The 19,982-nt window shown below is 66.3% G+C and carries 15 protein-coding genes; 3 read left to right on the forward strand and 12 right to left on the reverse strand.

The genetic code is table 11. The features are described from left to right. Nucleotides 1-107: 107 nt before the first annotated feature. From C8E02_RS13075 to rsxA, 8 genes are all read right to left on the reverse strand, one after another. The gene (locus C8E02_RS13075; protein WP_238377250.1) at nucleotides 108-1,586 is read right to left on the reverse strand and encodes a DegQ family serine endoprotease; all 1,479 of its coding nucleotides are present in this window, start codon (nucleotides 1,584-1,586) and stop codon (nucleotides 108-110) included. Between the two features lie 71 nt (nucleotides 1,587-1,657). Next, on the reverse strand, nucleotides 1,658-2,290 hold the full coding sequence (gene nth / locus C8E02_RS13080) for an endonuclease III (RefSeq protein ID WP_120811326.1): 633 nt from the start codon (nucleotides 2,288-2,290) through the stop codon (nucleotides 1,658-1,660). Further along, on the reverse strand, nucleotides 2,287-3,009 hold the full coding sequence (locus tag C8E02_RS13085; RefSeq protein ID WP_120811328.1) for an electron transport complex subunit E: 723 nt from the start codon (nucleotides 3,007-3,009) through the stop codon (nucleotides 2,287-2,289). Before C8E02_RS13085 ends, nth begins: the two co-directional genes overlap by 4 nt. Then, nucleotides 3,006-3,635, reverse strand: a complete 630-nt coding sequence (locus tag C8E02_RS13090; protein WP_120811330.1) for an RnfABCDGE type electron transport complex subunit G — start codon at nucleotides 3,633-3,635, stop codon at nucleotides 3,006-3,008. Before C8E02_RS13090 ends, C8E02_RS13085 begins: the two co-directional genes overlap by 4 nt. Continuing rightward, on the reverse strand, nucleotides 3,635-4,636 hold the full coding sequence (locus tag C8E02_RS13095; RefSeq protein ID WP_120811332.1) for an RnfABCDGE type electron transport complex subunit D: 1,002 nt from the start codon (nucleotides 4,634-4,636) through the stop codon (nucleotides 3,635-3,637). The genes C8E02_RS13090 and C8E02_RS13095 overlap by 1 nt, the downstream gene beginning before the upstream one ends. Further along, nucleotides 4,633-6,549, reverse strand: a complete 1,917-nt coding sequence (gene rsxC / locus C8E02_RS13100) for an electron transport complex subunit RsxC (RefSeq protein WP_120811334.1) — start codon at nucleotides 6,547-6,549, stop codon at nucleotides 4,633-4,635. The genes C8E02_RS13095 and rsxC overlap by 4 nt, the downstream gene beginning before the upstream one ends. Continuing rightward, the gene (gene rsxB, locus C8E02_RS13105) at nucleotides 6,546-7,121 is read right to left on the reverse strand and encodes an electron transport complex subunit RsxB (protein ID WP_120811336.1); all 576 of its coding nucleotides are present in this window, start codon (nucleotides 7,119-7,121) and stop codon (nucleotides 6,546-6,548) included. Before rsxB ends, rsxC begins: the two co-directional genes overlap by 4 nt. Next, nucleotides 7,121-7,699: an electron transport complex subunit RsxA gene (rsxA, locus tag C8E02_RS13110; RefSeq protein WP_211329245.1), complete on the reverse strand. Its 579-nt coding sequence runs from the start codon at nucleotides 7,697-7,699 to the stop codon at nucleotides 7,121-7,123. Before rsxA ends, rsxB begins: the two co-directional genes overlap by 1 nt. 270 nt (nucleotides 7,700-7,969) lie before the next feature. Between rsxA and C8E02_RS13115 the strand changes: the two genes are divergently transcribed. Beyond that, nucleotides 7,970-10,003, forward strand: a complete 2,034-nt coding sequence (locus C8E02_RS13115; protein ID WP_120811338.1) for a methyl-accepting chemotaxis protein — start codon at nucleotides 7,970-7,972, stop codon at nucleotides 10,001-10,003. Between the two features lie 251 nt (nucleotides 10,004-10,254). Next, nucleotides 10,255-12,831 (forward strand): ATP-dependent chaperone ClpB, encoded by a 2,577-nt coding sequence (gene clpB, locus C8E02_RS13120; RefSeq protein ID WP_120811340.1) that lies wholly within the window; start codon nucleotides 10,255-10,257, stop codon nucleotides 12,829-12,831. An 81-nt stretch (nucleotides 12,832-12,912) separates the two neighbouring features. Here clpB and ushA read toward each other — a convergent pair whose 3' ends face one another. Both ushA and C8E02_RS13130 read right to left on the reverse strand, forming a co-directional pair. Then, nucleotides 12,913-14,547, reverse strand: coding sequence for a bifunctional UDP-sugar hydrolase/5'-nucleotidase UshA (gene ushA, locus C8E02_RS13125; RefSeq protein WP_120811342.1), 1,635 nt, complete (start codon nucleotides 14,545-14,547; stop codon nucleotides 12,913-12,915). Nucleotides 14,548-14,661: 114 nt separating this feature from the next. Next, nucleotides 14,662-16,347 (reverse strand): glutamine--tRNA ligase/YqeY domain fusion protein, encoded by a 1,686-nt coding sequence (locus C8E02_RS13130; protein ID WP_120811344.1) that lies wholly within the window; start codon nucleotides 16,345-16,347, stop codon nucleotides 14,662-14,664. Nucleotides 16,348-16,692: 345 nt separating this feature from the next. Here C8E02_RS13130 and ppk2 point away from each other — a divergent pair, with 345 nt between their 5' ends. After that, complete coding sequence (gene ppk2 / locus C8E02_RS13135) at nucleotides 16,693-17,541, forward strand: polyphosphate kinase 2 (protein ID WP_211329246.1); 849 nt, start codon at nucleotides 16,693-16,695, stop codon at nucleotides 17,539-17,541. Between the two features lie 113 nt (nucleotides 17,542-17,654). On the opposite strand, the gene C8E02_RS13140 is transcribed toward ppk2, so the two are convergent. Together C8E02_RS13140 and C8E02_RS13145 are read right to left on the reverse strand one after the other, a co-directional pair. Next, complete coding sequence (locus tag C8E02_RS13140) at nucleotides 17,655-18,620, reverse strand: NAD(P)/FAD-dependent oxidoreductase (RefSeq protein WP_120811348.1); 966 nt, start codon at nucleotides 18,618-18,620, stop codon at nucleotides 17,655-17,657. Between the two features lie 144 nt (nucleotides 18,621-18,764). Further along, entirely contained in the window at nucleotides 18,765-19,940 is a 1,176-nt protein-coding gene (locus C8E02_RS13145; RefSeq protein ID WP_120811350.1) for an HD-GYP domain-containing protein, read from the reverse strand. Between the last annotated feature and the right edge of the window lie 42 nt (nucleotides 19,941-19,982).

Below are 19,982 nucleotides of genomic sequence, written 5' to 3' on the forward strand. Positions count from 1 at the left end.
TGTCTGGCTGGCTGGCGGGCGTGGATAGGAATGTCAGCCGGCCCCAGATGCGAACAACCCCGCCGTAGCGGGGTTGTGCACGATGACGGCAAGGTTGGCCGCACGCTTCAGTTCAGGCGCAGCGGCACGTACAGCGTGCTGTCCTGGCGGCGTACCAGCAGCGCGATATTGCCCTTGGCGTTTTGCAGCGCGCGTTCGAAGCTGCGGATGTTGCTGATCTCCATCTGGTTCAGGCCGATGATCACGTCACCGTTCTGCAGCCCGGCCTGCGCCGACACGCCCTGTGCCTGCTGGATCACCAGCCCGCCGCGTACGCCCAGTGCTTCCTTGTCTTCCGCGCTCAGCTCGGACAGGGTCAGCCCCAGCTGGTCGAAGCGGTAGCTCTGTGGCAGCGCCGGGCTGTTGTTGCCCTGTGGCGTGGCCAGCTGTTCGCCCGGCAGCTCGATCAGGGTGGCGTCGATATTGCGCTCGCTGCCCTTGCGCCAAACGCCCAGCTTGATGGTGGCGCCCGGCGGCTGGTCGCCAACCATGCGCGGCAGGTCGCGCGAGTTTTCCACCACCTGGCCGTTGAGGCGCAGGATGATATCGCCCACCAGCAGGCCGGCCTTGCTGGCCGGGCCTTGCGGCTCGACACGCACCACCAGCGCCCCGCGCGGCCGGTCAAGGCCGAAGGACTGTGCCAGCTCTTTCGACACTTCCTGGATATGCACGCCCAGCTGGCCGCGGCTGACCTTGCCGCTGGTCTTCAGCTGGTCGGCCACCTTCATCGCCAGGTCGATCGGGATCGCGAACGAGATGCCCATGAAGCCGCCGGAGCGGCTGTAGATCTGCGAGTTGATGCCGACCACTTCGCCCTTGAGGTTGAACAGCGGGCCGCCGGAGTTGCCGGGGTTGATCGCCACGTCGGTCTGGATGAAGGGCACATAGCTCTCGTCCGGCAGGCTGCGGCCCTTGGCCGACACGATGCCGGCGGTGACGGTGTTCTCGAAGCCGAACGGCGCGCCGATGGCGGCCACCCATTCGCCGACTTTCAGCGCGTCCGGGGTACCGATCTTGACGGTCGGCAGGTTGGCCGCGTCGATCTTCAGCACCGCCACGTCGGTGCGCTTGTCGAGGCCGATCAGGCGCGCGCGCATTTCACGCTTGTCGGTGAGCATCACCTTGATCTGGCTGCTGCCGCTGACCACGTGGGCATTGGTGAGGATGTAGCCGTCCTGGCTGAACACAAAGCCGGAGCCGAAGGACACGCTGTCCTGCGCCGGCGCCGGGTCCTGCTGCGCGTTCGGCGGCATGAAGCGGCGGAAGAATTCGTACAGCGGATCGTCTTCCGGCACCGGAATCGGCAGCTCGCTCTGGCGCGGGGTGCTGTCGGCGCGGCTGGCCTGGATGTTGACCACGGACGGGCCTTCGCGCTCCACCAGCAGGGTGAAGTCGGGCAGCAGCATGGCGACCTGGCCGTTTGCCTGCGCCGGAATGGCGACGGTGGAAACCGGCTTTTCGTCTTTGAACAGGCCTTCGATCTTGCCGCAGCCACCCAGGGCAGCGGCGATGGCGGCCACGATGAGCAGCCTTGTGTACGGATTCACCTCGGTATTCCTTTTAATGGTGTACTTTGCAGATGAGGTTTTGTCGCAAAACTTCAACTGGCAGGGAACTATCATAGCGGTTTTGCCGGATATTCGCAGAGGTCCGCGATGATGCAGCGCCAGCATTCCGGCTTGCGTGCCTTGCACACGTAGCGGCCGTGCAGGATCAGCCAGTGGTGGGCGTCGAGCCGGTATTCGGCCGGAATCAGCCGCACCAGCTTGTCCTCCACCTCGCGCACGTCCTTGCCGGGGGCGATGCGGGTGCGGTTGGCGACGCGGAAGATGTGGGTGTCGACGGCGATGGTCGGTTGGCCGAAGGCGGTGTTGAGCACCACGTTGGCGGTCTTGCGGCCAACCCCGGGTAGCGCCTCCAGCGCCTCGCGCTGCTGCGGCACCTCGCCGCCGTGCTGTTCCAGCAGGATGCGGCAGGTGGCGATGGTGTTCTTCGCCTTGGTGCGGTACAGGCCGATGGTCTTGATGTACTCCTCCAGCCCTTCCACGCCCAGCGCCAGCATCTTGTCCGGCGTCGGCGCCACCGGGAACAGCAGCCGGGTGGCCTTGTTGACGCCGACGTCGGTGGCTTGCGCCGACAGCAGCACGGCGATCAGCAGCTGGAACGGCGTCGCGTACTCCAGCTCGGTGGTGGGGTGCGGGTTCTGCGCCTGCAGGCGGGCAAAGATCTCGGCGCGGATGGCTTTGTTCATTCGGTACTCGCTACGCTTGAAGTCGGGGATGCCGCCTGGCTGGCACGCCGGGTGGCGCTGCGGCGGGCGCGTTCGTCCAGCCAGTTCTTGGCGGCGATCAGCAGCGCGAGGCCGATGAAGCCGCCCGGTGGCAGCATCGCCAGCAGGAACTGGTAGTTGGCCTCGGGCAGCACCAGGTGCAGCACCAGCGCGTGGCCGGCGTCACCCAGCAGCAGGTGGGCGCCGTCAAACAGCGTGCCCTTGCCCAGTGCCTCGCGCAGGCCGCCGAGCAGCAGCAGCACCAGCGTCAGCCCCAGCCCCATCATCAGGCCGTCCAGCGCCGCCGCGCGCACGCTGTTGCGCGAGGCAAACGCCTCGGCCCGCGCCAGCACGATGCAGTTGGTGGTGATCAGTGGAATGAAAATGCCGAGCACCAGGTACAGGCCGTGCAGCCAGGCGTTCATCGCCAGATCGACGCAGGTGACCAGCGTGGCGATGATGATGATGAACACGGGGTTGCGGATGTCGTTGGGGATCCATTGCCGCGCGGCGGCCACCGCGCTGCCGGAGAGGGTGGTCACCAGCGTGGTGGCCAGTCCCAGCGCCAGCGCGTTGACGGCGGTGTTGCTGATCGCCAGCACCGGACACAGCCCCAGCAGCTGCACCAGGCCAGGGTTCTGTTTCCACAGCGCGTTGTGGCAGATGTCGCGCCAGCGGCTGGCGCTTGCGGGTGTGGTCATGGCGTATTCCGGGGGAGCAGGGTGGCACGGTACTGATGGAAGGCTGCCACGGTGCGGCCAACCGCGGCGGTGACGGCGCGGGCGGAAACGGTGGCGCCGCTGACGTAGTCGAATTCGCCGCCATCCTTGCGCACGCGCCACGCCGGCAGGTTGGCCGCGCCCTTGCTGCCGAACTGGCGTGCCCATTCGCTGCGCGCGAGGTCGATGTAGTCGCCAAGGCCGGGGGTTTCCTGGTGCTTGACCACCCGTACCGCGTGCACGCTGCCATCCGGCAGCAGGCCGATCAGCAGGCGGATGCGGCCGCTGTAGCCGTCCGGCGCCACGTTTTCGAATACCAGACCGCTGACGCGGCCCTGGCGGCGTGCGGTATAGAACGCCAGCGCTTCAGGGCTGCCGAACGCCTGCTGGATGGCCGGTGGCAGCGGCTGGCGGCTGGCGGGCAGCACGTTGTCGAAACTGGCCGCGGGCAGTGTCTGCGCCAGCAGCGCACTCTGCGCCGCCATCTCGTTGGCGGCGACGATGCGGTGGGTGGCCAGCCAGGTGCCGCCCAGCAGCAGCGTGGCGGTGGCGGCGAAGCCGGCCAGGATCAGCGCGCTGCGTTGCGCCTGTTGCCACGGGCGGCGCATCAGGAACGCCCCTTGCGATGGCCGAACACGGCCGGCCGGGTGTACTGGTCCAGTAGCGGCACCGTCATGTTCATCAGCAGCACGGCAAAGGCGATGCCATCCGGGAAGTTGCCGAACACGCGGATGACGTAGGTCAACAGACCGACGCCAAAGCCGAAGATCAGCCGTCCCTTGGGTGTGCTGGCGCCGGACACCGGATCGGTGACGATGAAGGCCGCCGCCAGCAGGGTGCCGCCCTGCAGCAGGTGCAGCAGCGGCGACGCGTACTGTGCCGGCTGCCACAGCCATAGCGGCAGCGCCAGCGTCAGCAGCCCGGCCAGCATCGCCACTGGCGTCTGCCACGGGATCAGCTTCTGCCGCCACAGCCACAGGCCGCCTACCAGCCAGCCCAGCGCGATCAGCCCCTGCGCCGACGATTGCGGCAACAGCCCGGCCAGCGCCTGGCCCTGGCGCAGCCCGGTCTTGAGCACGTCCAGCGGCGTGGCGCTGCTGATCGCGTCCGGCACGCTGCCGGGCGCCAGCGTGTGCAGGAAGATCCACTGCCACTGCGCGGTGGCGTCCAGCGGCAGCTGCGGGCTGCCCCATTGCGCCATCTGCGCCGGGAACGACACCACCATCAGCGCGAAGCCGGCCATCGCCGGATTGAACGGATTGTTGCCGAGGCCGCCGTACAGCTGCTTGGCGACGATGATGGCGAACAGGGTGGCGACCACGATCATCCACCAGCCACCCAGCGGCGGCAGCGACAGCGCCAGCAGCCAGGCGGTGACGATGGCGGACAGGTCTTTCAGCGCCGGCCACACCGGCACGCCGCGCAGGCGCAGCATGGCGGCCTCGGCACCCAGTGCGGTGAGGCTGGCCAGCAGCAGTTGCAGCAGTATGCCGATGCCGTTGCAGTAGACGGACAGGGCGATGCCGGGCAGCAGCGCGGCGAGGACCTTCAGCATCACCGTGGAGACGGTGGCCGGTTTGGCGATATGGGTCGAGTGGATGGCGGTCATGAGTCGGGTTGCTGGTTGGCCTTGGCTTGATCGGCGGCAGCCTTGCGCGCGGCGGCGCGGGCCATCGCGGCGGCAATGGCCGCCTGCTTTGCGTCGTCGAGCCCGCTGCTCTGCGGTGTCGGGGAAGGTGGCTGGCCGCTGGCGGCCTTGGCCTCGTCGGCGGCGTTCTTGCGCGCGGCGGCGCGGGCCATTGCGGCGGCGATGGCCGCCTGCTTGGCGTCGTCGAGCCCGCTGCTCTGCGGAGGCGGGGTCGGTGGCTGGCCACTGGCGGCCTTGGCTTCGTCGGCGGCGGTTTTGCGTGCGGCGGCACGGGCCATTGCCGCGGCAATCGCCGCCTGCTTGGCGTCATTCAGGCCGCTGCTATGCTGTTCCGGCAGTGGCGCCGCTTCGCGCTGCGCGGCGGCCCGTGCCATGGCGGCGGCGATGGCCGCCTGTTTCGGGTCGGCGGCGGGTGCAAGGTTGGCCGCAGCACTGTGGCTGGCCGCCTGGCGTGCGGCGGCCTGGGCCGCCTTGTCGGCGAGGCGTTGCGCCTTTTCCGTCTTGTCGCGCTGCAGACGGAACTGGCGGAATTCGTGGCGCTGCCGCGCCAGATTGGCGGCATTCTTGTCGCGCTCGGCGCCCCAGATCTCGCTCTTGGCAAAACGGTAGTAGTCGACCAGCGGGATCTGGCTGGGGCAGACATAACTGCAGGCGCCGCATTCGATGCAGTCGAACAGCTGCCACTGCTGCGCCTTGTCGAAGTTCTTGGCCTTGGCGAACCAGAACAGGTCCATCGGCTGCAGCGATACCGGGCAGGCGCTGGCGCAGTCGCCGCAGCGGATGCAGGGCTGCGCCGGCGGCCGCGGCGGGAACAGCGCCGGCGACTTGACGAGCAGGCAGTTGCCGGCCTTGGTCAGCCCGGCAGCAAGATCGGGCAGGGTGAAGCCCATCAGCGGGCCACCCATCACCACCTCCTTGCTGTCGTGGTGCGGCCGCGCCAGCGCCAGCAGGCTGGCGAGCGGGGTGCCGATCAGCGCCTCGACGTTGGCCGCAGCGTCCACCGCGCCGGTAAGGGTGACGATGCGGCTGATCAGCGGCTCGCCGTGCAGCACCGCGCGGCCGATGGCGTAGACGGTGGCGACGTTGAAGCACTGCACGCCGTGTTCGGTGGCGCGCACGCCGTGCGGAATGGCCTTGCCGGTCAGCACGTGGATCAGCTGCTTGGCGCCACCGCTGGGGTATTTGGTTGGCACTGCCACCACGCGGTAGCCGTGCATGGCGGCGGCGGCCTGCATCGCGGCGATGGCCTGCGGCTTGTTGTCCTCGATGCCGATCAGCACCTGGCGTGCCTGTAGCGCGTGGTGGGTGACGGCGATGCCGTCGCAGATGGCGTCGGCGCGCTCGCGCATCAGGCGGTCGTCGCAGCTGATATAGGGCTCGCACTCGGCGCCGTTGATGACCAGCGTTTCCAGTTGGCTGACGCCGAGTTTGAGGTGGCTGGGGAACACCGCGCCGCCGAGGCCGACGATGCCCATCTGCGCCAGGAAGTCGCGGATCTCGGCGCCGCTGCGCTGCGCCCAGTCGTGCAGCGGCTGGCGCTCGATCCAGCGCTCCTCGCCGTCACTGTCTAGGGTGATGGCCAGCTCCGGCAGGCCGGACGGGTGGGCAAACGGTTGCGGCGCGATGGCGCTGACCACGGCGGAAGTCGGCGCGTGCACCGCGGCCGACAGGCGGCCGTCGGCGGTGGCGATCAGCTGGCCCTTGGCGACACGGTCACCGACGGCGACGCAGGGGCGCGCGGCATTGCCCATGCTCTGGCGCAGCGCGACGTGCAGCTGCGGCGGCAGCGGCGCCTGGCGGATCGGTGTGGCGCTGGATTGCGCCTTGTTTTCCGGCGGGTGGATGCCGCCGGGGAAGTCGAACAGCGGCATCATGGCTTGGCTCCGCTGCTGACGTTCCTGATCGGGATGGTGGGGTAGCGCCACTTCCAGTTGGTGAGTTCGCTGCCCGGCGGAATCATGCGGATGCAGTCGACCGGACACGGCGCCAGGCACAGCTCGCAGCCGGTGCACTCGCTGGCGATCACGGTGTGCATCTGCTTGGCGGCGCCGAGGATGGCGTCCACCGGACAGGCCTGGATGCACAGGGTACAGCCGATGCAGGTAGCCTCGTCGATCAGCGCGACCGCCTTCGCTTTCGGCTGCGGCGCGCCCTCGCCGAACGGCTTGAACTCGACGCCGAGCAGCTCGGCCAGCTTGCGGATGCCGTCCTCGCCACCGGGCGGGCACTTGTTGATGTCGTCGCTGCCGGCGGCCAGCGCCTCGGCGTAGGGGCGGCAGCCGGGGTGGCTGCACTGGCCACACTGCGTCTGCGGCAGGATGGCGTCGATCTTGTCCACCAGCGGGTCGGCCTTGACGCGGAAGCGTACCGAGGCATAGCCGAGAATGGCGCCCAGCAGCAGTGCCAGCAGCAGCATCAGCGCCACCGCGATCAGCAGTTCGCTCATTACACCAGTCCCCCGAAACCCATGAAGGCGAGGCTCATCAGCCCGGCGGTGACCAGCGCGATCGCGGTGCCGCGAAACGGCAGCGGTACGTCGGCGCCTTCCAGTCGTTCGCGCATGGCACCGAACAGGATCAGGATCAGCGAGAAGCCGAGCGCGGAGCCGAGGCCGAACACCAGCGCCTCGGCAAAGCTGTGCTGTGCCTGCACATTGAGCAGCGGCACGCCCAGCACCGCACAGTTGGTGGTGATCAGCGGCAGGTAGATGCCCAGCGACTGGTACAGCACCGGGCTGGTCTTGTGGATCACCATTTCGGTGAACTGCACGATGGCGGCGATCACCACGATGAAGGACAGGGTGCGCAGGTACGCAAGATCGAGCGCGACCAGCAGCAGGTTGATCAGGTGGCTGCTGCCGGAGGCCAGCGTCAGCACGAAGGCAGTGGCGGCACCCATGCCGATGGCGGCTTCCAGCTTTCTGGACACCCCCATGAACGGGCACAGCCCGAGCATGCGCACCAGTACCACGTTGTTGACGAGTACGGTGCTGACCAGCAGCAAAAAGTAGTGTTGCAAATCCATTCCGGGGCCCGGTAAGCGTTATCCGCGGATTATCCGTGTTCACCGGTGCCGCTTCAACCTTGATCTGGATAAAGCGGCAGCCGGTTTTTGCCACGGTGGAGCAAATCTTGCTTGTCCACGCCAACGCGACTGTGTCACTGTATGCCTGTATACAGTTGCCAAAGTGGCCGTCCGCAACACGGGCGGCCGTTTTCCGCCAGCGCGGCGCTACCCCGCCGCCGCCGGCGTGACGGTGAGATGCCGGAATAAAAAAACGATAAGGAAGCAAGGATGAAGCGTGCGATCAGCATCGGCACCCGTCTGGTCTGGGCCCAGGTGGCCCTGATGTCACTGTTGGTGGTCGCCCTGATGGTGCCGGCCTATCTGTTTTCGCAAAAACTGCTGTTCGAGCGCACCCAGGCGGTGCAACAGCAGCTGATCCACCAGTCGGCCAATATGGCGGCCGGCTTCGACGACGCGCTGAAAATCTCCGCCCAGCAGTTCGAGCGCATGTTCATCGCCAGCTTCAGCGGCGCCTTTGCCGTGGCGACCGAGGAGAAGGTCGATACCGGTGGCCAGCTGCTGCCGTCGCTGAAGGTGGGCGGGGCGCTGCTCAACAACAATCACGACCTCGCCGGCGAGTTCGCGGTGCGCAGCGGCAACCCGGCCTCGGTGCTGGTCAAGGACGGCGACGACTTCTACCGGGTATCGACCTCGCTGCTGACCGCCGACGGCCGCCGCGCGGTCGGCAGCAAGCTGGAGCGCAGCAGCCCGGTGTATGAGCGGCTGAGCCGCGGCATGCCGTTCCAGGGCAAGGTGGTGATGTTCGACAAGGAATACGTGGTCAGCTACAGCCCGCTGAAAAACGAGAACGACCAGGTGATCGGTGCCACCTCGGTGGCGCTCAGCGCCAGCGAGGGCGTCGGCGGCCTGCTGGCACGGCTGTCCAAGGTCAAGCTGGGTCAATCCGGCCATATCGTCATCATCGGCGCCGACAAGAACAGCAGCGAATTCGGCCGCTTCGTGCTGCACCCGAAACTGACCGGCCGCACCATTGACAAGGACGTCGATGCCGGCGGCCAACCTTACCTGGCCGAGATGCTGAGCCAGGCCAGCGGCAGCCGCACCGTGCGAAAGCTGGACGACAATGGCAAGCCGGCCGAGCACATGCTGACCTGGCAGCGCTTTGACGCCTGGGGCTGGGTGATTGTCAGCGAGGAGCTGACCTCCGAGCTGCAACGCGACAACAACATCCTGCTGCAGGGCCTGATCGGCGGCTGTCTGTTGCTGGTGCTGCTGCTGTCGCTGTCGCTGTGGCTGCTCACCGGCCGGCTGGTGGCCCGGCCGGTGCGGCTGCTGGTCAAGGCTGTCGGCGAAGTGCGCGACAGCAGCGACCTGACCCGCCGCCTCGACATCCCGCGCCGCGACGAAATCGGCGAGGTGGCCGGCGCGCTCAACAACCTGCTGGAGAGCTTCCGCCAGTCACTGAACCGCACCCGCGCCCACGCCGAGGAGCTGGAAGCCGCCGCGCACGAGCTGGCCGGCAAGGCGGAAACCGCCGCCGTGGCCGCCGGTGAACAGCGCGACAGCGCCGGCGTGATGGACAGCCATGCCCGTCAGCTGAATGACGGCGTGCACCGTATCGAACACGTCGCCGGCGAGGCCAGCCGCGCCGCGCGCGCGTCCAGCGATGCCGCCAGCCAGGGTAGCCAGAGCCTGGTGGCGGCGGTGGACGAGGTCAACCGCATTGCCAATACCCTTGGCGCCGCTGAAGGCAGCCTGCACAGCCTGGAAGGCAGTGCCAGCCAGATCACCAGCATCATCGCGGTGATTCGCGATATTGCCGACCAGACCAATCTGCTGGCGTTGAATGCCGCGATTGAGGCTGCCCGTGCCGGCGAATTCGGCCGCGGCTTTGCCGTGGTCGCCGACGAGGTACGCAAGCTGGCAGAGCGCACCAGCCAGTCGACGCAGGAAATCGGCGGCATGATCGGCGCCATGCAGCAGGCGACGCTGGCGGCGGTGGACGCGATGCGGCAGTCGGTGACGCTGGCTGCCAACGGCGCGGCGATCACCGGCGAGGCCCGCCACGCCATCGACAGCATTCTCGACGCCTCGCGCGAAACGATGGCTGTGGTGTCGCGCATCCACCAGCAGCTCGGCGAGCAGCGGCAGAGCGTGGAGGAGATCGCGGCGCAGGTGGCGACGGTGGCGTCGCAGGCGCAGGTCGGCAGCGAGGCGGCGCAGCGTTCGTCCGAGACGGCGCAGCACATGACCGGCCTTGCCGATGCGCTGCGCGACGAGGTCAGCGTGTTCCGTACCTGATACCGGATCGCTTGCGGCCAACGTTGGCCGCAACGCGCCAGGCCCGTGTTCTGCCGAGAGGCGGACACGGGCTTCTTGCTTTTTGCCGGCTGCTGCCGTCATTTGGGCTATGGTGGTACAAGCTGGTCAGCATTGCGGTGGCGCGATCGCTGCGCCGCTTGATCCCGGACAAAAACGCTGCGGGTGCCGCTTGAAAAGCCATGCGTGATGCCCAAGTTTGTCATCATCAAACTGCAAGCAAGGAGCCTGTGATGCGTTTCGACAAACTCACCACCAAATTCCAGCAAGCGCTGGGCGATTCCCAGAGCCTGGCACTGGCCGGCGACAATGCCTATATCGAGCCGCAGCACCTGCTGCTGGCGATGCTGGACGACGCCGACAGCGGCATCGTCAGCCTGCTGGCCCGTGCCGGCGTCAATGTCAGCGCGCTGAAAGGCAGCCTGCGCGACGCGGTGGCGCGCCTGCCCAAGGTCAGCGGTACCGGTGGCGAGGTCACCGTGTCGCGCGACCTGACCAATCTGCTGAACCTCGCCGACAAGGCGGCGATGAAGCGCGGCGACCAGTTCATCGCCAGCGAGCTGTTCCTGCTGGTGCTGGCCGAGGACAAGGGCGAGACCGGCCGCTTGCTGAAGCAGCACGGCGGTAACAGCGCGGCGATTCACGCCGCGGTGGAGGCGGTGCGCGGCGGCGATGCGGTCAACAGCGCCGATGCCGAAGAGCAGCGCGAGGCACTGAAAAAGTACACGCTGGACCTGACCGAGCGCGCGCGGCAGGGCAAGCTGGATCCGGTGATTGGCCGCGACGACGAGATCCGCCGCGCCATCCAGGTGCTGCAGCGCCGCACCAAGAACAACCCGGTGTTGATCGGCGAACCTGGCGTCGGCAAGACCGCCATCGTCGAGGGTCTGGCACAGCGCATCGTCAACGGCGAGGTGCCGGAAAGCCTGAAACACAAGAAACTGCTGGTGCTGGACATGGCCGGGCTGATCGCCGGCGCCAAGTTCCGCGGCGAGTTCGAGGAACGGCTGAAGGCGGTGCTCAGCGACATCGCCAAGGACGAGGGCAGCATCATCCTGTTCATCGACGAGATCCACACCATGGTCGGCGCCGGCAAGGCCGAGGGCGCGATGGACGCCGGCAACATGCTTAAGCCGGCGCTGGCACGCGGCGAGCTGCACTGCCTCGGCGCCACCACGCTCGACGAGTACCGCAAGTACATCGAGAAGGATGCCGCGCTGGAGCGCCGCTTCCAGAAAGTGCTGGTTGACGAGCCGACGGTGGAAGACACCATCGCCATCCTGCGCGGGCTGCAGGAAAAGTACGAGATTCACCACGGCGTGGACATCACCGACCCGGCCATCGTCGCCGCCGCCGAGCTGTCGCACCGCTACATTACTGACCGTTTCCTGCCGGACAAGGCCATCGACCTGATCGACGAGGCCGCGTCCAAGATCAAGATGGAGCTGGACTCCAAACCGGAGGAAATGGACAAGCTCGATCGCCGCCTGATCCAGCTGAAGATCGAGCGCGAGGCGGTGAAGCGCGAAACCGACGAAGCGTCGAAGAAACGCCTGCAGCTGATCGAGGAAGAAATCGGTGGCCTGTCGCGCGAGTACGCCGACCTGGAAGAAATCTGGAAGGCCGAGAAAGCCAGCCAGCAGGGTAGCCAGTCGATCAAGGAAGAGATCGAGCGCCTGAAGGTGGAAATGGACGAACTCAAGCGCAAGGGCGACTGGCAGAAGCTGGCCGAGCTGCAGTACGGCAAACTGCCGCAACTGGAAGGTCGGCTGAAGGATGCCGAAGCCGCCAGCAGCGGCGACAGCAAGCCCAACCGTCTGCTGCGCACCCAGGTCGGTGCCGAGGAAATCGCCGAGGTAATCTCGCGCATGACCGGCATTCCGGTATCCAAGATGCTGACCGGCGAGCGCGAGAAGCTGCTGCACATGGAAGAGGTGCTGCACCAGCGCGTGGTGGGCCAGGACGAGGCGGTGACCGTGGTCGCCGACGCCATCCGCCGCTCGCGCTCCGGCCTCGCCGACCCGAACCGTCCGTATGGCTCCTTCCTGTTCCTCGGCCCGACCGGCGTCGGCAAGACCGAGCTGTGCAAGGCGCTGGCCGGCTTCCTGTTCGACAGCGAGGAGCACCTGATCCGCGTCGACATGTCGGAGTACATGGAGAAGCACTCGGTTGCCCGCCTGATCGGCGCGCCACCGGGCTATGTCGGCTACGAGGAGGGCGGCATGCTCACCGAGCAGGTGCGCCGCAAGCCGTACAGCGTGATCCTGCTCGACGAGGTGGAAAAGGCGCACCCGGACGTGTTCAACGTGCTGCTGCAGGTACTGGACGACGGCCGTCTGACCGACGGTCAGGGTCGTACCGTGGATTTCAAGAACACGGTGATCGTGATGACCTCCAATATGGGCAGCCAGCACATCCAGGCCATGGCCAGCGACGACTACCAGGTAGTAAAACTGGCGGTGCTGGCGGAAGTGAAGTCACATTTCCGTCCGGAATTCGTCAACCGTATCGATGAACTGGTGGTGTTCCATGCCTTGGCGGAAGCGCAGATCAAGTCCATCGCCCGCATCCAGCTGCAGCGGCTGGAACAGCGCCTGGCCAAGCTGGAGCTGAACCTGCAGGTGAGCGAGGAGGCGCTAAGCCTGATCGCGGACGCCGGTTTCGACCCGGTATACGGCGCGCGGCCGCTGAAACGGGCGATCCAGAGCGAGATCGAGAACCCGCTGGCCAAGGCGATCCTGGCCGGGCACTACCTGCCGAAGGCAACGGTGATGGTGGATGTGCGCGGCGGGCAGCTGGTGTTCGACTAAGCCGGCGAGCGCTTGACGCGGTATTGAGCAAGGTTGGCCGCAAGCCTGTTTGGCTTGCGGCCAACCTTTTTTCGTTGCTGCTTAACGGCGGATCACGCTATTGCCCGGCTCGAAATTGCTGCTGCGGATCGGGCTTTGTGCGCTGATGTAGGCCTTCAGCATGTCGGCATCAACAAAGCCGGTGTCGACAAAGCCGGGTTTGCCGGCGAGGCGCGGGTAGCCGTCGCCGCCGGCAGCCATGAAGCTGTTGATCGCCATGCGGTAGCGCCTGGCCGGGTCGATGGGCTGGCCGCCGATGCTGGCCTGTTTCACTTCACCGTTCTCGATCAGCAGTTGCACGCCGGCGAACTGCGCGAAGGCACCGGCGCCGGCGCTCATTTCCGCGGCGGCGGCGAGGTAGTCCAGCGCTTCCTTGCCGCTGAAGTCGATGAAGGTGAGGGTGCTGCCGAACGGGAACACCTTCAGCACGTCCTTGTAGCTGATCCTGCCGGCCGGCAGCGAGTCACGAATGCCGCCGGAGTTGACCACCGCAAAGTCGGCGCGGGCCTTGTCCATCATCGCCAGCGCGGTAAACACGCCGAGACTGGTCGGCTCCTTGCGTACCTGGCTGCGGTCACCGTTGAGCTTGCCGTCGCTGCTGCCCACTTCCACGCTCAGCGCCGCCTGGCCCTTGTCCTGATACGGCTGCAGGAAGCTCAGTAGCGCAGGGTTCTCGGCGATCTCGGCGGTATACGGCACTTTCTGGCTGCTGCCGTCGGCGCGCTTGACCGTCTGTTTCAGGTTCACCGGCAGCAGCTGGTATTGCAGCAGCGTCAGCTCGCCGTTGCGATACTGGAAATCGGCGCGGCCAACGTACTTGCCCCATTCGTGCGCCTGCACGATCCAGGCGCCGTTCTGGCGATCCGGCGCGCACGGCTGGCCGGGGACGTAGGCATCGTTGCGCACGTTCTCGGCCTGCATGCACACCGGGTTCTGGCTGTGGCCGCCGACGATGAGGTCGAAGCCCTTCACCGCGCGCGCCATCTCCACGTCGCCCGCGGCATTCACGCCGTGGACGCCGTTGGTGTAATGCCCCATGTGGGTGGCGGCAATCACAATATTGGCGCGCGCCTTCAGCTCCGGCATCAGCGCGGCGGCCTCGGCGGCCGGCTGGCGGAATTCCACGCCCTTGACGTTGTCGGGGCTGACCAGCTTCCAGGTGTCGTCGGTGGTCAGGCCCATCACCGCTACCTTGACGCCGCCGAGATTGAAGATCTGGTAAGGCTGGAACAGGCGCTGTCCGTCCTTGTAGACGTTGGCCGCCAGCATCGGGAAGTTTATCCAGCGCTGCTGCTTCTGCAGTACCGCCAGCGGCTTGTCGAACTCGTGGTTGCCGACCGCCATCGCGTCGTAGCCCAACCGGTTCATGCCCTTGAAGTCCGGCTCGGCGTCCTGCAGGTCGGATTCCGGTACCCCGGTGTTGACGTCGCCGCCGTCCAGCAACAGGCTGTAGCCGCCCTGGGCCTTGACCTCGGCGCGGATGCCGTCGATCAGCGTCTTGCGTGCGGCCATGCCGTACTCACCGTCGCTATTTTTCCAGAAACGGCCGTGGTGATCGTTGGTGTGCAGGATGGTGATGCGGTAGGTCTTGTCCGGCTGGTAGCCGCCCAGGCTGCTGCAACCGCTGATGCCCAGTGCCAGCAGCGACAGGCCGATGGTGGTGATGCGTGCCTTCATCTCGTTAACCCCTCAGTAAACGCGTGATGACGAAAAAATGGCAGGACATCGAGTCCTGCCATGCTTTGCATCATTAACTTAGCGCATCTGCGGGGATCATGCTATCCCGAATGCTTATTTCGCCCAGCTGTCTTTCAGGCCGACGGTGCGGTTGAACACGATCTTGCTGCCCGGCTGGTGCTGGTGGCGGTCGGTGACGAAGTAGCCGATGCGCTCGAACTGGTAGCGCGTTTCCGGCGCCGCGTCGCGCACCACCGGCTCGATGTAGCCGGTGATGGTCTGCAGCGAGTCCGGATTCAGGAACTGCATGAAGTCGACGTATTCGCCGTCATCGCCGCGCACCGCGTCCGGACGCGGTTCGTTGAACAGGCGGTCGTAGAGGCGCACTTCCGCGGTCACGGCATGGTCGGCCGCCAGCCAGTGGATCACGCCCTTCACCTTGCGGCCAACCGGGTTCTGCCCCAGTGTGTCGTGGTCGATGGAGCATTTCAGCTCGATCACCTTGCCGTCCGCGTCCTTGATCACTTCGTCGCACTTGATTACGTAGCTGTAGCGCAGGCGCACTTCGCCGCCGACGGTGAGGCGCTGCCATTTCGGTGGCGGCACTTCGGCGAAGTCGTCACGCTCGATGTAGATCTCGCGCGCGATCGGTACTTCGCGTTCGCCGAATTCCGGGTGGTGCGGATGGTAGGGTGCGCTGCGACTGGCGGTGACGCCGTCCTGATAGTTGGTGAGGGTGACCTTGATCGGGTCCAGCACCGCCATCACGCGCGGCGATTCGTTTTCCAGCATCTCGCGCACCGCACCTTCGAGAATGGCCAGGTCGATGATGTTTTCACCGCGCGACACGCCGATGCGCTGCGAGAACAGGCGGATGCCGGCCGGGCTGTAGCCGCGGCGACGCATGCCTTCGATGGTCGGCATGCGCGGGTCGTCCCAGCCGCTGACCTTGTTGTCGGTGACCAGCGCGTTCAGCTTGCGCTTGGAAGTCAGCGCGTACAGCAGCTCCAGACGCGAGAATTCGTACTGGCGCGGGTGGCAGCCGATGCTGATGTTGTCCAGCACCCAGTCGTACAGCGGGCGGTGGTCTTCGAACTCCAGCGTGCACAGCGAGTGGGTGATGCCCTCGATCGCGTCCGAGATGCAGTGGGTGTAGTCGTACATCGGGTAGATGCACCACGCGTCGCCGGTGCGGTGGTGATGCGCGCGGCGGATACGGTAGATCACCGGGTCGCGCAGGTTGACGTTGCCGGAAGTCATGTCGATCTTCAGGCGCAGCGTCTTGCTACCGTCGGCGAATTCGCCGTTCTTCATGCGCGTGAACAGGTCGAGGTTTTCCGCCACGCTGCGCTCGCGGAACGGGCTGTTCTTGCCCGGCTCGGTCAAGCTGCCGCGGTATTCGCGCATCTGTTCGGCATTGAGATCGCAGACAAAGGCGTGGCCGGACTGGATCAGCTCGATGGCGTAGTCGTACAGCTGCTGGAAGTAGTCGGAGGCATAGCGCACGTTGCCGTTCCACTGGAAGCCGAGCCAGGCCACGCTGTCCTTGATGGCCTGCACGTACTCGTCGGATTCCTTCTCCGGGTTGGTGTCGTCCATGCGCAGGTTGCACTTGCCCTGGTAGTCCTCGGCCAGGCCGAAGTTGAGGCAGATCGACTTGGCGTGGCCGATGTGCAGGTAGCCGTTGGGTTCCGGCGGGAAGCGGGTAACGATGCTGCTGTGTTTGCCGGAGGCAAGGTCTTCATCGATGATGGCGCGGATGAAGTTGCTGATGACGGGCGCGTTGTTTTCTACGGACATGGTGATGAATTCGGTCGGCAATAATCTGATCTTGCGATTGTACCTGATTCGCCTGTTGCCGCGCAGTGCTGCTGCAGTGCGGCGCTATTTGATCCGCATCAACTGTGCGCCAGCCAGCTCATGACACTGACAACGGCGGGGGCGTAGCATGTTTTGTATTACCCCACCGTAAAGAGTCGCACCATGAATGACGAAAACAGCAAGGAACAGCCGGTGAACCAGGAAGCCGACAGCGTGGCCGCCGAGCCGCAAAAGCCGGCACCGGCACGGCGCCGCAGCGCGGTGGCCAAGGCGCGCGAGGCGGCGGCGCGCGAAATCGAGGCCATCAGCCATGCGCCGGTGGCGCTGCAGGTGGCGCACGCGCCGCACGGCAGCATCGAGGACAGCACCAGCGCGCCGTTGCCGGCGGATTTCCCTTATCGCAGCCGCATCAAGCGCGACGATTACGAGCGGCAGAAGGCCGCGCTGCAGGTCGAGCTGCTGAAGGTGCAGAACTGGGTCAAGGAAACCGGACAGAAGATCGTGGTGCTGTTCGAAGGCCGCGACGCCGCCGGCAAGGGCGGCACCATCAAGCGCTTCATGGAGCACCTCAACCCGCGCGGCGCACGGGTGGTGGCGCTGGAAAAACCGACCGAGCAGGAGCGCGGCCAGTGGTATTTCCAGCGTTACATCCAGCATCTGCCCACCGCCGGCGAGATGGTGCTGTTCGACCGCAGCTGGTACAACCGTGCCGGCGTCGAGCGGGTGATGGGCTTCTGCACGCCGCAGGAATACCTGGAATTCATGCGCCAGACGCCCCAGCTGGAACGGATGCTGGTCAACAGTGGTATCCACCTGTTCAAGTTCTGGTTCTCGGTCAGCCGCGAGGAGCAGCTGCGCCGCTTCATCTCGCGTCGCGATGATCCGCTGAAACACTGGAAGCTGTCGCCGATCGACATCCAGTCGCTGGACAAGTGGGACGACTATACCGAGGCGAAGAAGGCGATGTTCTTCCACACCGATACCGGCGACGCGCCGTGGGCGGTGATCAAGTCCGACGACAAGAAGCGTGCCCGTCTCAACTGCCTGCGCCATTTCCTGTGGCAGCTGCCGTACCCGGACAAGAACCTCGCCATCATCCGCCCGGATGACAAGATCGTCGGCGCGGCCGGCAGCGTGTTCGAGGCGTCGGAGAAGGAACTGGACCACTTCTGATCCGCCACGGCCGCGGCGGCGCATGAGGGCAGGGCGCTGTTGCCGGCACGAGGATGACCAAGGTTGGCCGCAATGGCGTGTGCTGTTGCGGCCAAGCTTTTGTCGTTTGTACCTTAGTGCGCTGCCAGCAGCGCGTCGGCCAGCCGTGTGCCGCTCAGATAGGCATCCTCGACGCGCTGGCCCAGACACCAGTCGCCGGCGACGCCGACGCCATCCTGCAGCAGGAAGCCGTCCGGTAGCGGATTGGCCGCCTGCGCGTACAGCCAGCGGTGCGCGCTCAGCTGGCGTGGTGACACGCTGCCGGCGCAGTGCCCGGCCAGCGCCGCGCACAGTACCTGCGCCACTTGCGCCGGGTCGTCGTCCACGTGCTGCGCCGACCACGCGGGGCTGGCATGCAGCACCCAGCTTTCCATCGCCGGCCGCGCCGGCTTGCTGTTGTTGCGCGCCACCCACGACAGCGGGCCCTCGCCGATGAAGGCGGCGTCGAAAGCCAGCGGCAGCGGGCTGTCGCTGAGCAGCATCGCCGCCCAGCACGGCTGCATCTCGACGGCGGCAGCCCGTGTTTGCAGCGCCGGCAGCGCGGCCAGCAACGGCGCCGCTTGCGCCGGCGGTATCGCCAGCACCACCTGCTGCGCCTGCCACTGGCTGCCATCGTCAAAAGCCAGCTGCCAGCCGCTGCCGTTACGTTGTAGCGCTAGCAGGCGCAGCTGGTGCTGCACCGGCAGCCCGCCAGCCAGCGCGCGACACAGCGCGCTCATGCCCGGGGTGCCGACGAAGCGTGCCTCCGGCACCAGCTCACGCGGCTGGCCGGCCACCACGCGGCCGGACCAGGGCGCGCACCAGCCGGCCTGCTGCCAGTGAGCCAGCGCGGCGACAAACTCCGGGGTGCGGGCGGTGAAGTACTGCGCGCCATGATCGAAGCTGAAACCGTCGCCGCGACGGGTGGCCATGCGCCCGCCCATGCCTTTGCTCTTGTCGAAGACCACCACCTCGCGTCCGGCCGCCGCCAGCTGCCGCGCACAGCTGATGCCGGCCATGCCGGCGCCAATTACCGCGATGTCACACCGTTTTGCTGTCATCCGTCGTCGGCCTTTCTTGCCGCAATGTCGTCATTCACGGCGGGCATTGTCGGTTCGTATCGCGTTTTTGTATAGTACAAATATCGGATGGGCAAAAAAATGCGGCCACCGTTGGCCGCAGACGGTCCGGCTGCTGTCAGCGCGTCAGCTGTTCCACAGCTTCAGCAGGAAGGCGGGGCGCACGCCGGCTTCTTGCGGTGATACCGGCTGGCTGATGACGTAGTCGGCAAGGCCGGTGTTGCGCGGCATCGGCTCGCCGTACACCTCGCCGTTGGCCGCGCGCACGCTGGCAACGCGCGGCTGGGTGTTGTTGCCGTCGGCGGCGCGGTGGGTGACGATGGCGATTTCCTGGTTTGCGAGGCGCACGAAGCTGCCCGGCGGGTAGATGCCCAGTTCCTTGATCAGCAGCGCGACAAAGCGCGAATCGAACTCGCTGAATTCGCCCTTGTACAGCCGTGCCAGCGCGATCGACGGCAGCCGCCCGGCGCGGTGCGCCTGGCTGATCAGCAGCGAGGTCAGCACGTCGGTGAGGCGGATCAGGTGCGCACCGGGGTCGATCTCTTCCTTCTTCAGGCCGTAGGGATAGCCGGCGCCGTTCCATTCCTCGTGGTGCTGCTGCACCAGCAGGTGCCAGCGCTCGTTCTCCACGCCCAGATCGCGCAGCAGCGCGGAGGACAGCAGCGGGTGGCCGTACATCTGCTGTTGCTGCTCGTTGCTGAGCTTGGCCTGCTGCTTGGTCAGCTCGCTGTGCAGTCCGGTGGCGGAGATGTTCATGGTCAGCGCCGCGCACAGCAGCACCTGCATCTCGTCGGCCGGCAGCTTCAGGCGCCGCCCCAGCACCGCGAGGATGGCGGCGGTGTGCAGGCTGTGGGTGCTGCCGTAGTCCTGGAACGGCACCAGCAGGCAGGAGGCGATCAGCCCGTCCGGCTGTTGCTCTGAGAGCGTGGCCAGCCGCTGCGCCACCTGCGTCACTTGCGCTTCGAACTCGCTGACGTGGAAGTAGTGGTTGAGCAGGCCGCGCATCTTGTGCGCCAGGCTGTCCATTTCCACCAGCGGGTTGCGGCCGCGGCTTTCGCGCTCCTTGCGCTGCTGTTCCTGCTGCTTTTCGCGGCGTTCGCGCAGCTCGCGCTCGGCGGCGGCCATCTTGGCGTCCTTGCTGATCTCGCCATTGGCCAGCAACCGCTGTTTCTGTTCCTCGGTCAGTACGTAGTGGCCGCGCTTGACCAGCAGCACGCCGCTCTTGTGGTACACGTCCATCTGCAATTCCTTGCCGACGATGACGTGGCTGGCACTCAATTTGGTAGTTGTTATCTCACTCATAAGCTACGAGCCCGGCCCTTGTGATGACGCATCAGTGTGTGG

Origin of the sequence: Vogesella indigofera (assembly GCF_003633895.1) — a bacterium.
Lineage (GTDB): Bacteria > Pseudomonadota > Gammaproteobacteria > Burkholderiales > Chromobacteriaceae > Vogesella > Vogesella indigofera.

Excerpts from the sequence above, each read along its gene's own strand:
- nth (WP_120811326.1), bottom strand. The coding sequence starts at position 2,290 with ATGAACAAAGCCATCCGCGCCGAGATCTTTGCCCGCCTGCAGGCGCAG.
- C8E02_RS13085 (WP_120811328.1), bottom strand. The coding sequence starts at position 3,009 with ATGACCACACCCGCAAGCGCCAGCCGCTGGCGCGACATCTGCCACAAC.
- C8E02_RS13090 (WP_120811330.1), bottom strand. The coding sequence starts at position 3,635 with ATGCGCCGCCCGTGGCAACAGGCGCAACGCAGCGCGCTGATCCTGGCC.
- C8E02_RS13095 (WP_120811332.1), bottom strand. The coding sequence starts at position 4,636 with ATGACCGCCATCCACTCGACCCATATCGCCAAACCGGCCACCGTCTCC.
- rsxC (WP_120811334.1), bottom strand. The coding sequence starts at position 6,549 with ATGATGCCGCTGTTCGACTTCCCCGGCGGCATCCACCCGCCGGAAAAC.
- rsxB (WP_120811336.1), bottom strand. The coding sequence starts at position 7,121 with ATGAGCGAACTGCTGATCGCGGTGGCGCTGATGCTGCTGCTGGCACTG.
- rsxA (WP_211329245.1), bottom strand. The coding sequence starts at position 7,699 with ATGGATTTGCAACACTACTTTTTGCTGCTGGTCAGCACCGTACTCGTC.
- C8E02_RS13115 (WP_120811338.1), top strand. The coding sequence starts at position 7,970 with ATGAAGCGTGCGATCAGCATCGGCACCCGTCTGGTCTGGGCCCAGGTG.
- clpB (WP_120811340.1), top strand. The coding sequence starts at position 10,255 with ATGCGTTTCGACAAACTCACCACCAAATTCCAGCAAGCGCTGGGCGAT.
- ushA (WP_120811342.1), bottom strand. The coding sequence starts at position 14,547 with ATGAAGGCACGCATCACCACCATCGGCCTGTCGCTGCTGGCACTGGGC.
- C8E02_RS13130 (WP_120811344.1), bottom strand. The coding sequence starts at position 16,347 with ATGTCCGTAGAAAACAACGCGCCCGTCATCAGCAACTTCATCCGCGCC.
- C8E02_RS13140 (WP_120811348.1), bottom strand. The coding sequence starts at position 18,620 with ATGACAGCAAAACGGTGTGACATCGCGGTAATTGGCGCCGGCATGGCC.
- C8E02_RS13145 (WP_120811350.1), bottom strand. The coding sequence starts at position 19,940 with ATGAGTGAGATAACAACTACCAAATTGAGTGCCAGCCACGTCATCGTC.